General features: G+C 42.6%; 11 protein-coding genes. 9 read left to right on the plus strand and 2 right to left on the minus strand.

Annotated features, from left to right (window positions below; translation table 11 throughout):
- The first annotated feature begins 9 nt into the window (after positions 1-9).
- The 4 genes from Aba26S_RS00305 to Aba26S_RS00320 all read left to right on the plus strand — a co-directional run bounded on the left by Aba26S_RS00305 (position 10) and on the right by Aba26S_RS00320 (position 4,311).
- Positions 10-495 carry a DUF4124 domain-containing protein gene (locus tag Aba26S_RS00305; RefSeq protein WP_005241960.1) on the plus strand — a complete coding sequence of 162 codons (486 nt, stop codon included), beginning with the start codon at positions 10-12 and terminating at the stop codon, positions 493-495.
- A gap of 102 nt (positions 496-597) precedes the next feature.
- A complete protein-coding gene (locus Aba26S_RS00310) occupies positions 598-957 on the plus strand; it encodes a hypothetical protein (protein ID WP_005241959.1) in 360 nt (119 codons plus the stop codon).
- A 259-nt stretch (positions 958-1,216) separates the two neighbouring features.
- Entirely contained in the window at positions 1,217-3,856 is a 2,640-nt protein-coding gene (locus Aba26S_RS00315; RefSeq protein ID WP_005241958.1) for a bifunctional aconitate hydratase 2/2-methylisocitrate dehydratase, read from the plus strand.
- Positions 3,857-4,089: 233 nt separating this feature from the next.
- Positions 4,090-4,311 carry a hypothetical protein gene (locus Aba26S_RS00320; protein WP_004806481.1) on the plus strand — a complete coding sequence of 74 codons (222 nt, stop codon included), beginning with the start codon at positions 4,090-4,092 and terminating at the stop codon, positions 4,309-4,311.
- A 79-nt stretch (positions 4,312-4,390) separates the two neighbouring features.
- Here the strand turns inward: Aba26S_RS00320 and Aba26S_RS00325 are convergent, their stop codons facing one another.
- Positions 4,391-5,848, minus strand: coding sequence for a DASS family sodium-coupled anion symporter (locus Aba26S_RS00325; RefSeq protein ID WP_043969693.1), 1,458 nt, complete (start codon positions 5,846-5,848; stop codon positions 4,391-4,393).
- Positions 5,849-6,115: 267 nt separating this feature from the next.
- Here Aba26S_RS00325 and Aba26S_RS00330 point away from each other — a divergent pair, with 267 nt between their 5' ends.
- From Aba26S_RS00330 to Aba26S_RS00350, 5 genes are all read left to right on the plus strand, one after another.
- Entirely contained in the window at positions 6,116-7,099 is a 984-nt protein-coding gene (locus Aba26S_RS00330; RefSeq protein ID WP_043969804.1) for an ion transporter, read from the plus strand.
- Between the two features lie 292 nt (positions 7,100-7,391).
- Positions 7,392-8,345: an ABC transporter permease gene (locus tag Aba26S_RS00335; protein ID WP_005241953.1), complete on the plus strand. Its 954-nt coding sequence runs from the start codon at positions 7,392-7,394 to the stop codon at positions 8,343-8,345.
- On the plus strand, positions 8,338-9,294 hold the full coding sequence (locus tag Aba26S_RS00340; protein ID WP_043969694.1) for an iron chelate uptake ABC transporter family permease subunit: 957 nt from the start codon (positions 8,338-8,340) through the stop codon (positions 9,292-9,294). Before Aba26S_RS00335 ends, Aba26S_RS00340 begins: the two co-directional genes overlap by 8 nt.
- A complete protein-coding gene (locus Aba26S_RS00345) occupies positions 9,285-10,049 on the plus strand; it encodes an ABC transporter ATP-binding protein (protein ID WP_043969695.1) in 765 nt (254 codons plus the stop codon). Before Aba26S_RS00340 ends, Aba26S_RS00345 begins: the two co-directional genes overlap by 10 nt.
- A gap of 9 nt (positions 10,050-10,058) precedes the next feature.
- Positions 10,059-11,012 carry a siderophore ABC transporter substrate-binding protein gene (locus Aba26S_RS00350; RefSeq protein WP_043969696.1) on the plus strand — a complete coding sequence of 318 codons (954 nt, stop codon included), beginning with the start codon at positions 10,059-10,061 and terminating at the stop codon, positions 11,010-11,012.
- 82 nt (positions 11,013-11,094) lie between these two features.
- Here Aba26S_RS00350 and Aba26S_RS00355 read toward each other — a convergent pair whose 3' ends face one another.
- On the minus strand, positions 11,095-12,291 hold the full coding sequence (locus Aba26S_RS00355) for an MFS transporter (RefSeq protein ID WP_005241946.1): 1,197 nt from the start codon (positions 12,289-12,291) through the stop codon (positions 11,095-11,097).
- Between the last annotated feature and the right edge of the window lie 140 nt (positions 12,292-12,431).

A 12,431-nucleotide genomic window follows, 5' to 3' on the forward strand; every position in this document is an offset into this window, starting at 1 on the left:
AGAAAATAAATGAAATCTGTCACTTTTGGTCAGCTTTGGGCAGTGCTTGGCTTAGTGTTCATCAGTTCAACACTCCACGTCAATGCCCAAGAATACTATAAGTGGGTGGATGCCAAAGGTGTTACTACCTATTCAGCAACACCACAACCAGTACAACGACAAGAACCTCAGCTTGATCCTGTTAAAAAGAATGCTAGTACTTCGGCCACCCAACAGGCGAGTGCACAATCGCTGACTACTTCTAAAGAGCCAAAAATCACAACGGTGACTGCAACTGTCGCAACAACATCGACTAAGCCTGTCAATGCGAACACGGCAGCTACAAGCAATGTTGTCACGACAAGTGAAGTGCTTATCCCTGTCAAAAACTGCAACGGGGTTAGATGTTGGGATATGAAAGGCAAGTCCTATAATCTAGTCGCTGGAACAACGTATCTCTCTGCTAATGGTGGAAAATGTCAAAAGTTAGGCAATAACATGCACTGTAGTAAATGATTTGTATGTTTTTATTACGGAAAGCATTGTTTTAAAGGCTTCCTTTTGCAAAATAAACAAGTTTCAGTATGATGTGTGCATCAAATTAGCCGCAGTATGATGATGAAAAAAGTTTTGTTTATTGCAATAGGTTTAGTTTTGGCTGGTTGTGCTGAGAAAAAGCCGTTAACCCCTGAAGAACGATGGCATGGCTATTGTGTCAGTGTGGGCAACGCAGCACGTTCGATCACGCTAGATCGTCAAAATGGAATTGAGCAAAAACAAGCAACGGAACATGCGGCAAAAATTGAAGATGAGACCACACGCAAATTTATCTTTAAAATTTTGGACACGGTTTATGCACTTCCTGCCGATCAACTGAAAAAAGATCCAGAAGCATTACGTGAAAACTTAAAGAAACAGTTTATGGAAGAATGCTTGGTTACCCCACATGACAAGCTGCCAAACTATAAACTTTTTTAATGCGTATATAAAAAAGACAACACCGTTTGTCTTTTTTTATGGATGTAATTTATTGTTTTATTAGACTTTAACCTAAGACCAAAGCGGTATTTTAAATAGATGAACATTTCGCTATAAAATAATGGGCATCACGTAGAAATACGGTAGTTGCATTAACATTTAACGCGAAGTCTAGTAAAATTTTGCTGTCCACATTACTTGTAAAGCTTGTACAAAGCTGGAACTTACAAGTAATTTTTTAAAAAAGAGGAATAACACTGTGCTAGAAGCTTACCGCCAACACGTTCAAGAACGTGCCGCACTCGGAGTCCCACCGAAGCCGCTTGATGATGCTCAAACTGCTGAACTCGTAGCCTTATTAAAAAATCCACCAGCAGGTGAAGAAGCTTATTTAGTCGATTTACTAGAAAATCGTGTTCCAGCAGGTGTTGACCAAGCTGCATATGTAAAAGCTGCTTTCTTAGCTGCTGTTGCAAAAGGCGAAGCAACCTCTCCACTCGTATCTAAAGAACGTGCAGTTTATTTACTAGGTACCATGCTTGGTGGTTATAACGTAGCACCGCTTGTTGAACTTCTAGACAATGCTGAGCTGGCTGAATTAGCTGCTGAAGCGTTAAAGAAAACTCTTCTTGTATTTGATGCATTCCATGACGTAGCTGACAAAGCAAAAGCAGGCAATGCTGCTGCTAAAGCGGTATTACAATCTTGGGCTGATGCAGAATGGTTCACAAGCCGTGCTGATGTTCCAGAAGAAATCAAAATCACTGTGTTCAAAGTAACAGGTGAGACCAATACGGATGACTTGTCTCCAGCTCAAGACGCTTGGAGTCGTCCAGACATCCCATTACACGCAAACGCAATGTTGAAAAACGAGCGTGACGGTATCAACCCTGAAAAACCAGGTGAAGTTGGTCCACTAAACCAAATCAAAGAACTGATCGCGAAAGGCAACCAAGTTGCTTACGTAGGTGATGTTGTTGGTACGGGTTCTTCTCGTAAATCTGCAACGAACTCTGTTCTTTGGTTCTTCGGTGATGAACTTCCACACATTCCAAACAAAAAAGATGGTGGTGTGTGCTTAGGTTCTAAGATTGCGCCAATTTTCTTCAACACAATGGAAGATGCAGGTGCATTACCTGTAGAAATCGACGTTGCCAACATGAACATGGGCGACGAAGTTGTATTGAAAATTGATCACGCTGCTGCAAAAGTAACTGCATTTAAAGACGGTGCACAAATTGCAGAAGCTGAGCTTAAAACGCCTGTACTTTTAGATGAAGTACGTGCTGGTGGTCGTATTAACTTGATCATTGGTCGTGGTTTGACTGCGAAAGCGCGTGAAGAATTGGGTCTTGCACCGTCTACATTGTTCCGTACACCAGTACAACCTGCTGACACTGGCAAAGGCTTCACACAAGCTCAGAAGATGGTTGGTCGTGCATGTGGTTTAGCAGAAGGCCAAGGTATCCGTCCGGGTACTTACTGTGAACCTAAAATGACGACTGTTGGTTCTCAAGATACAACAGGTCCGATGACGCGTGATGAGTTAAAAGACTTGGCATGCTTGGGCTTCTCAGCTGACTTAGTGATGCAGTCTTTCTGTCACACTGCTGCGTATCCAAAACCAGTTGACGTAACAACTCATCATACATTACCTGACTTCATTATGAACCGTGGTGGTGTATCTTTACGTCCAGGTGACGGTATTATCCACTCTTGGTTAAACCGTATGTTACTTCCAGATACTGTTGGTACTGGTGGTGACTCACATACACGTTTCCCAATCGGTATCTCTTTCCCAGCGGGTTCTGGTCTTGTTGCGTTCGCAGCTGCAACTGGCGTTATGCCACTGGATATGCCTGAATCTGTACTGGTTAAGTTCAAGGGTAAAATGCAGCCTGGTATCACTTTACGTGACCTAGTACATGCAATTCCTTACTACGCGATTCAAGCGGGTGACTTAACTGTAGAGAAGAAAGGTAAGAAAAACATCTTCTCTGGTCGTATCCTTGAGATCGATTTATCAGAAATGGAAAATGACTTGACGGTTGAGCAAGCATTCGAACTTTCTGATGCATCTGCTGAGCGTTCTGCTGCTGGTTGTTCAATCACACTTTCTGAAGAGAAAGTTGCTGAATACTTACGTTCTAACATCACCATGTTGAAGTGGATGATCGCTGAAGGTTATGGCGATGCGCGTACGCTAGCGCGTCGTGCTGAAAACATGCAGAAGTGGTTAGACAACCCAAGCCTGTTAAAAGCTGATGCTGATGCAGAATACTTAAAAGTTTACGAAATCGATCTTGCTGACATCAAAGAACCAATTCTTTGCTGCCCGAACGATCCAGATGACGCGAAACTTCTTTCTGATGTTCAAGGCGACAAGATTGATGAAGTATTCATCGGTTCTTGTATGACTAACATCGGTCACTTCCGTGCAGCGGGTCAATTACTTGACAAAGTACCTGGTGGTTCATTGTCTACTCGTTTATGGTTGGCTCCACCAACACGTATGGACGAGCATCAATTGATGGAAGAAGGCTTGTATAACATCTATGGCCGTGCTGGTGCGCGTACAGAGATGCCAGGCTGTTCATTGTGTATGGGTAACCAGGCACGTGTAGCACCGAACACAACATGTGTATCGACTTCTACTCGTAACTTCCCGAACCGTTTAGGTCAAGGTGCAAACGTTTACTTGGCTTCTGCTGAGCTTGCATCTGTCGCTGCGGTGCTTGGTAAATTACCAAGCCCAGAAGAATATCAACAGTACGCGTCACAAATCGACAGCGCTTCTGCTGACATCTACAAATACTTGAACTTCGACAAGATGAGCGAATATACAAAAGAAGCTGATCAAGTTGATACCAAGAAAATTTCTGCTGCTCAATTAACTTAATCCGTTTGTGAGCTAAAAATAAGGGCTGAGTAATCAGCCCTTATTTTTTTATACAATTTTGCATTCATCTAAATTTTAAAATTAATATATAAATCAATAAGTTATATTGATTCATATGCTATGTGTTTCTGGTAATTTTAATTGATATGACCTTGTAATATTTGTCTTTACAGTTTAACCAGTTCATCGTTTAATCATCGAAAATGAGTGATTTAAAAAGTTGATTCTATAAAATGGCGAAACAATCCCGCTTCTTATGTATTGGTGGATTTCTTAACGGTTCAGCTGTTAAAGATCAAGGTGACAGTTTTATCTGTGTTGAAAATGGCAAACAAGTAAGCTACCACAAAAAGGAAATCTTCCATCAAGACTCCTGGCATCAAGATTACTATGTTTGCGAAACGACGACGGATCAACAAGCACGAAACTGGGTTTACGACATTAAGCCTGATTAATGAAGCTAATATAATTTTAGTATTCTTTAAAATATATGAAAAGCCCCTTCTTAAGGGGCCTTTTTTAAACTAAATCATCCTACCAATACCCCAACACTTTCCACCAAAGTCCGCCAATCACCACAAAGATGATGATATTGACCACACTCATGACAAAGCCAGCTTTCCACCATTCACCCAGTGTGGTGTAACCTGAACCGAATACCACAGGTGATGTACCCGTTGCATAATGGGTTAAGGTCATCATGATGCTTGACGCTGCTGCCATCATTAAAGCAAACAACATCGGTGGCGCACCCAACGCCAGTCCAGCCGTATAGAAGGCGGCAAACATAGCCGTGATATGTGCCGTGGTACTGGCAAACATATAATGTGCATACAGATAGGCCAGCATTAACAATAAACATGCAGGCATCCAACTAAGACCTAAATGACCAATCCCTGTTTCTAACACACCTGAGAACCACGTGATTAAACCGAGCTTATTTAAATAAGTCGCCATCATCACTAAGGCAGCAAACCAAGTAATGGTATCCCACGCGCTTTTTTGCGTCAGAATATCTTCCCAAGTCAGTACACCAGTTATAAGCAGCAAGCCCAAACCAATAAAGGCAGTGGTAGTTGGATCAACTGCCCAAGCTGAACCAAAAATCATGGCAGGGATGCCTGCCCATAACAGCAGTAAAATCCCAAATACGCCGAGCATAATGATTTCATTTTTGCTGACAGGGCCCATTTCTTTTAACTTGGTTTTGGCAAACTGAGCTGCATTCGGAGTTTCTTTGACTTCGGGTGGATACATCCAATACATGATTAATGGCATGATGATCAAGGCAAGCAAACCCGGTAATAACATCGCCAGTGCCCATGTACTCCAGCTCAAGGAAATCTGACTGTTGGTTGCTTTCGCTACCAGATCAACCACCAAGGGGTTCGGGGCAGTTGCGGTAATAAACATGGCAGAAGTAATCGGGTTTGCTTGATAGTTCACCAAAGCTAAATATTTCCCCATACGACCTTCGGTACCTTTGGCAGGGTCAGAGTCATAGCTGGTCGAAATGGCACGGACAATCGGATGAATAATCCCGCCACCACGTGCGGTATTACTTGGGGTAACAGGGGCAAGAATCAGTTCAGACAGCACCATGCTATAACCGATACCAATGGTTTTCTTGCCCCAAACTGCGATAAATAAATAGCCTAAGCGTGCACCCAATCCAGTTTTTTGCAAACCTTTGGAGATCATAATTGAAATACCAATCAACCAGATCAGCGGGTTGGCAAAACTACTAAGCGCATCTTGAATGGCGCCACTAGGGCTGTCATTGGTGACACCCGTCACGGCGACCAAAGTAATGGCAATAATCGCAATCGCACCAATCGGCATGGCTTTACCAATAATGGCAGCAATCACACCAACAAACATCGCCAGTAAATGCCAAGCATCAGGATCAACGCCAGCGGGTACCGGAATGACAAACCAGATGATGAATGCAATAAATAAAGAGATCAGCGTCGGGAGAGCTTTAAATCCCATGTAAATTCCCCTTGTTGTACGGGTTTAATAAAATTTATAGTTCTTTATGAATGAATCGTTAAAGAAAATAACCACTAAGCTTTTATTATCGTTGAAGCGAGTGTCAAACTGCAAAGAAAGTTTTGTTGAAACAGCGTGATATAGGGCAATGAATTGGCAAATGGCTTCGTTTTGTGAGGGAAATGGAGCTTAGGGTTAAAATTTCTTATCAAATATGAAAGCAACATGCTACATTTTGAGCTTGCTGAATCGAACAAAAAATACGGTATGACTCAATTTTCATGGCAACAGTTAAGACGTTTTGTTTATAACAATCTGCATAATGATGACTATAAAAGTAAAGTCAGTACCTGCGTAAACTATCTGCTGATTGCCTTGATCATTAGCAACGTAGCGGCGGTTTTACTTGAATCTGTCAATGAATTTTATAAGCTGTACAAGCCTTATTTCGATATCTTTGAAAATTTATCGATCATCATTTTTAGCGGGGAATATTTGCTGCGGCTGTGGAGTATTGTTGAGGAAGAACCACAACAAGCGGCTTGGAAACAGCGGATTCGCTGGATGAAAAGTGGTGGGGCAATTATCGACTTATTGGCAATCTTACCAGCCTATCTCAATTTCATTGTTCCGATCGATTTACGTTTCTTGCGGGTCTTGCGCTTGGTGCGGTTACTGAAACTGACTCGTTATTTTGTTTCCTTGCAAATTTTATTGCGCGTCATCCAACGCGAAAAAGGTTCTTTCCAAGCGGTTATTTTTATCTTGGTGATCATGATTGTGATGACCGCATCTGCAATTTATGTGGTTGAAAATAAAGCTCAGCCCGAAGCATTTAGTTCGATACCACAATCCATGTGGTGGGCTGTGGTCACTTTAACCACCGTCGGTTATGGCGATGTTACTCCTGTCACTAATTTAGGTCGGATACTGGGTGCATTTATTACCATTCTGGGTGTCGGTATTGCGGCTTTACCGGCGGGTATTCTGGCTTCGGGGCTTGCCAACGAATTAAATATGCGTAACCAAAGACTAGAACAGGAATTCCGCGAAGCGTTACAGGCCAAAGGTTTAGATTTACTGCATGATCAAGTGGAAGTTGAACGGATTCGGAAAAAGGTGGGTTTACCTAAAGAGCAAACTCATGAAATTATTATGCAACTGGTCAGAGAAAAGTTACTTGAAGATCAAGATCAGGAAAAGAAGCCGTACCGTTTTTGCCCGCATTGTGGCGAAAAACTTTCGGAATAATTTGAAATTTATTATAAAAATGTAGACGAGCAATCGGGCATAAGTTCGGGATTTCAAGTTATTTATTCTGCTCAGATGATATTCAATGTGGCACTAAATCGCAGTTATGCTGCGGTTTGGAGCTTTTTTATAAAAAATGAAAAGTTGACTGAATTAAGCCGTACTTCACATCGATGATATTTCATTTAAAAAAGTTAACAATAATCTTTATCATTTGTGATAGTTTCTTATTATCTATTTTGTATTTTTTAAGCTTATTTTAAGTTTGCGCATCATATGAAGTTCTCCCAACATGATTAAGCGGCGTTATCTCGTTTTATTATTGCTTCCTTTGGCATTTATTTCTTTATTTGTCGGTGTCGGTGAGATGAGTCTTGCAGGCTTGTGGGCTGGAAATCTTCAAGAGTGGCAACTGTTCTGGACCAGTCGTTTACCACGTCTCATGGCAATTATTGTGGCAGGTGCGGGTCTAAGTGTCTGTGGCTTGATTATGCAGTCACTCAGCCGCAACCGTTTTGTTTCTCCAACCACAGCAGGTTTATATGACTGCGCACGTTTGGGGGTACTGGTTTCGATTATCTTACTGCCAAGCGCTTCAATCTTTGTCAAAACTGGCTTTGCTATTGCCGTGACACTGATGGGGGCAATGGCATTTATGAGTATTCTGGCGACCCTCAAGCATCGAGATACAGTCTTCGTTCCACTGGTGGGGATGATTTTCGGCAGTATTATCTCGGCTTTTACCACCTTTATCGCCTTGCAAATGGATTTATTACAAAACTTGGCAGGTTGGTTACAGGGTGACTTTTCTACCATTTTAAATGGCCAATATGAGCTGATCTATCTCAGTGTTCCTGTTTTGATTCTGATCTATCTCTTTGCCAATCGTTTTGTCTTGGCAGGCTTAGGGCAGGATTTTGCTACTAATCTTGGACTGAATTATAAGCAGACCTTGTTTCTGGGTTTGCTGCTCGTCTCAGTGATTACAGGTGTGGTGATTGTGACGGTTGGTGCAATTCCTTTTCTTGGATTGATTGTACCGAATCTCGTGAGCTTGTATTTGGGTGACAATATTCGTCGAACGCTTTCGCATACTGCATTATTGGGTGCTTTGCTGGTGTTGCTTTGTGATGTTTTTGGCAGGGTGGTGATTTATCCCTATGAAGTGTCTGTAAGTCTGATTATGGGCGTGGTCGGCAGCGTGATTTTCCTGTGGTTATTGCTCAGGAGGTATCGCTATGCCTAACAAAACCAAGTTGATCGTTTTAGCCTTGTTGATGCTGCTGAGCATTGCCTTATATCTGGGCTGGAATTTGGGTGTGGCATGGCAATATGCCTTAAGTTTACGTTTAAAGACTGTTGCGGCCATCATCGTCGCAGGTGTCGCTGTCGGTGTGTCAACTTTGGTCTTTCATACCATTGTGAATAATCGGGTGGTGACTCCACAGGCGTTAGGGTTAGATAAGCTGTATGAATTGTCCAAGACCAAGATGATTTATTTCTTTGGTGCCAGTACTTTGCTGTCACTCAACTTTGTCTTGGATTATCTGATCAGCCTGTTGTTAATGGTCACTTTTGCCTTATTGCTGTATCACTTTATTTTCCAGAAAGTGGCACAGCAAAATATTTACTTTCTGTTGTTGGTGGGACTGATTTTTTCAACCTTTTTCGACAATATGACCACTTTCTTTCAGGTCTTGCTCGATCCTGATGAGTTTCAAATCGCCGCTTATGCTGGTTTTGCCAGTTTTAATGTGGTGAAAATGGAAACGGTTGGATTGTCTCTGCTGACCATTGTGCCGATTCTGGTTTATAGCTTAAAGCATTACCACAAGCTGGATGTGATGGCGCTAGGACGTGATCATGCGCTGAATTTAGGACTGGATTATGACAAGACCAGCCGTTTGTTATTGATTCTGGTGGTCTTGGCGCTGGCCTCAGCAACTGCTTTGGCAGGCCCCATGATGTTCCTTGGCTTGCTGGTACTCAACATTACCCTTGAGCTGTTCAAGACCCATCAGCATCATATTTTACTGCTGGGTATTATTTTGGTCAGCATTCTTTGTCTAATGATTGGGCAGTTCATCGTACTGCATGTATTGAATTTTAAAACCACGCTCAGTGTGATTATCAACTTTGTCGGTGGAATTTATTTCTTCTGGATATTACTGAAGGAAAACAAAAAGTGGCAATAGAGTTAAAGAATTTAAGTAAAAGCTATCAGCAACAGCAGGTGGTAACGGATGTTTCACTGAGCATCACAAAAGGCCAGTTTACGGCTTTTATTGGCCCGAATGGTGCGGGTAAAAGTACGGTGCTTTCCATCATGAGCCGTTTGATCGAGGCTGATCAAGGACAAGTGTTGCTAGATGGACAAGATCTACAGCAGATGAAAAGTGCCGATATTGCGAAAAAGCTGGCGATTTTAAAGCAGTCTAACCATACCGAATTACGGCTGAGCATTGAAGATTTGGTAGCGTTTGGTCGTTTCCCATATTCACAAGGACGCTTGACCGCAGAAGATCGTGAGGTGATTGATCGCTGCATTGCCTATATGGATTTAGAAGCATTACGCCATCGTCAACTCAGTGAGTTGTCGGGGGGGCAGCGCCAACGTGCATATATCGCCATGATTCTGGCACAGGACACCGATTATATCTTGTTGGATGAGCCTCTGAATAATCTGGATATGAAGCATTCTTCACAGATTATGAAAGTGTTAAAGGATCTGGCTGAAAATCATGGCAAGTCCATCATTGTGGTGATTCATGACATCAATTTTGCCTCGGTCTATGCCGATCACATCATTGCCATGAAAGCAGGGCAATTGGTCTATCAAGGTTATCCACAGCAGATGATGGATGAACGTATTCTCAAGGATATTTTTGATTTTCATATCCCGATCCAACAGGTTCAACAACATAAATTAGGTTTGTATTTCATTAGTTAGGAGTTCGTTATGCTTTTCAAAAAAACATTGCCAGTCATGATGCTGAGTGTGGTGCTGGCTGCATGTGGTAATTCCAACACACCTTCTGCAACACAGGAAGGGAATACGACTGCTACACATGACACGCTTAGCTTTGAAAGTAAGGCGGGTCAGATCACGATTCCTGCAAACGTGTCTCGTATTGCGGTATTGGATACCAGTACTTTGAATACCATTCATGCTTTGGGCGCAGATGATAAAGTGGTGGCATTGCCGAAAGGCACACCATTACCGAAAGTGCTACAAAACTATAGTGATGGCAAATATCTGGATGTCGGCACAGTCAAAGAGCCAAATCTGGAAAAAATTGCAGCCAGTCAACCTGAATTGATTTTGATGAGTGGACGGATGGAAAATCTGGTGAATCAGATCAAACAGATTGCACCGACTTATTTTGTCGATGTGGACTATAACGATCAGTTCAACTCCTTTAAGCAGCAGACGCTGAATATTGCTAAGATGGTCGGCAAAAAACAGGATGCTGAGCAGCAATTGCAAACGCTAGAAAAAGAGATTGCCGCCTTAAAAGCCAAAACCAAAGGGAAAACAGCGTTGGTGATCTTGGTGAATAACAGCAAGATTGCAGCGTATGGGCCAGGCTCACGCTTTGGTAATATCCATGATCTATATGGTTTTACCCCAGCCGATCCCTCGATCAAAGTCGGCTTGCATGGTATGGCAGTGTCACATGAATTTATTGCTCAGAAAAATCCTGACTATTTGTTTGTGATTGACCGTGGCGCTGCGATTACTGAAAATCAGCAAGGTGCCAAGCAGGTCTTGAATAACAAGATTATCAATCAAACCAAAGCGGCGCAAAATGGCAATATCGTCTATCTGGATTCAAGTAACTGGTACTTGATGAATAATGGCTTGGATGGCATGAAGGCCATGTTAAAAGAAGTGGCAGATGCGGTGAAATAAAGACTCAGCTGGATGATTTTAGAATAAAAACCCGAAGTTTGATTTTCGGGTTTTCTCTGTATCGTTCTTTTATGATTTGCCTTTAAGACACAACAGATCCATTTTTTTGTGAGTATTTGGCATAAGCCAAAGCAATCAATAAAATCGCCAAGCCCCCCAAACTTAATACGAAACCCACCCAGATCGGTGCTAACCAGCCCATATTATGGCTGAGTACCCAACCACCCAAGAAGGCGCCGAGTGCATTGGCCAAATTAAATGCAGAATGATTTAGTGATGCAGCCAAGGTTTGCGCATCACCTGCGATATCCATGAGATGGGTTTGTAAAGCACCACCAAGGCCAATCACCGTAAAGCCAATCAGGAATAAGGCCGCAATTGCCGTATAGAGATGAGACATCATAAAGCTGGCAGCGACAAAGGCGAGTGCAGAACTGATCAGGATGCCGATAATGGTTTTAAACAGATTTTTATCTGCCAACCAGCCAGCAACCAAGCCACCAATCACCATACCCATGCCCCAAATGGCAAGGGCGATGGGAACCACACGAATATCGGCATGGGTATATTCCGTCAGAATCGGTGAAACATAGCTATATACCGAGAACATGCCGCCAAAGCCAATTGCGCCGACGGCTAGAGTGAGCCACATATTGATATTTTTAAGGCCTGCCAATTCGGCTTTAATACTGGCGCTTTTTTGCAGTGGAATATTGGGAACAAATAAACTGACACCGATGAGGGTAATAAAGGCAATGACCGCAGAAAATTCAAAGCCTGATTTCCAGCCAAATTGTTGCCCCAACCATGTGGCAATTGGTACCCCAATCACATTGGCAATGGTGAGTCCCATCATCACCTGTGCAATTGCGGTGGCACGGCGTTGTTTACCCGCCAGTTCAGCCGCAACCAAGGCGGCTACGCCAAAGTAAGCCCCGTGTGGAAAACCTGCAATAAAGCGAGACAGCAGCATGGCTTCTGGTGTTGTTGCAAAAGCCGTCGCTGCATTGGCCAAGCCATAAAAAAGCATCAAGCTGAGCAAGAGCGTTTTACGTGGTACTTTGGCCCCTAAGATCGCAATAATTGGTGCACCGACCATAACACCGAGGGCATAGGCGCTGATGAAATAACCTGCATGCGGCACACTGACATTTAGATCAGTGGCGATTTCCTGAATTAGCCCCATCGCTACAAACTCAGTGGTGCCAATACAGAAACTACCTACAGCAAGGGAAAAAATAACGAGGAATAGGGAATAGCGATGTGCGGGAGAGCTCATATATCTCAAAAAATAATTTCAATAAAGCTGATTATTTTTTCATACCTCGATATAAACCGATATAGAAAAAAGAGGAATCTTCAAATAAATCTATCGTTGAACTGAATGGCTTGATAGTAAAGTGGTCAGGATGAATTATT

The sequence above is a fragment of the Acinetobacter sp. NBRC 110496 genome, assembly GCF_000876115.1.
Taxonomy (GTDB): Bacteria; Pseudomonadota; Gammaproteobacteria; order Pseudomonadales; family Moraxellaceae; genus Acinetobacter.

What these genes read in the sequence shown, in the direction of transcription:
- Aba26S_RS00305 (WP_005241960.1), top strand. Translation starts at nt 10, where the DNA reads ATGAAATCTGTCACTTTTGGTCAGCTTTGGGCAGTGCTTGGCTTAGTG.
- Aba26S_RS00310 (WP_005241959.1), top strand. Translation starts at nt 598, where the DNA reads ATGAAAAAAGTTTTGTTTATTGCAATAGGTTTAGTTTTGGCTGGTTGT.
- Aba26S_RS00320 (WP_004806481.1), top strand. Translation starts at nt 4,090, where the DNA reads ATGGCGAAACAATCCCGCTTCTTATGTATTGGTGGATTTCTTAACGGT.
- Aba26S_RS00325 (WP_043969693.1), bottom strand. Translation starts at nt 5,848, where the DNA reads ATGGGATTTAAAGCTCTCCCGACGCTGATCTCTTTATTTATTGCATTC.
- Aba26S_RS00330 (WP_043969804.1), top strand. Translation starts at nt 6,116, where the DNA reads ATGACTCAATTTTCATGGCAACAGTTAAGACGTTTTGTTTATAACAAT.
- Aba26S_RS00335 (WP_005241953.1), top strand. Translation starts at nt 7,392, where the DNA reads ATGATTAAGCGGCGTTATCTCGTTTTATTATTGCTTCCTTTGGCATTT.
- Aba26S_RS00340 (WP_043969694.1), top strand. Translation starts at nt 8,338, where the DNA reads ATGCCTAACAAAACCAAGTTGATCGTTTTAGCCTTGTTGATGCTGCTG.
- Aba26S_RS00350 (WP_043969696.1), top strand. Translation starts at nt 10,059, where the DNA reads ATGCTTTTCAAAAAAACATTGCCAGTCATGATGCTGAGTGTGGTGCTG.
- Aba26S_RS00355 (WP_005241946.1), bottom strand. Translation starts at nt 12,291, where the DNA reads ATGAGCTCTCCCGCACATCGCTATTCCCTATTCCTCGTTATTTTTTCC.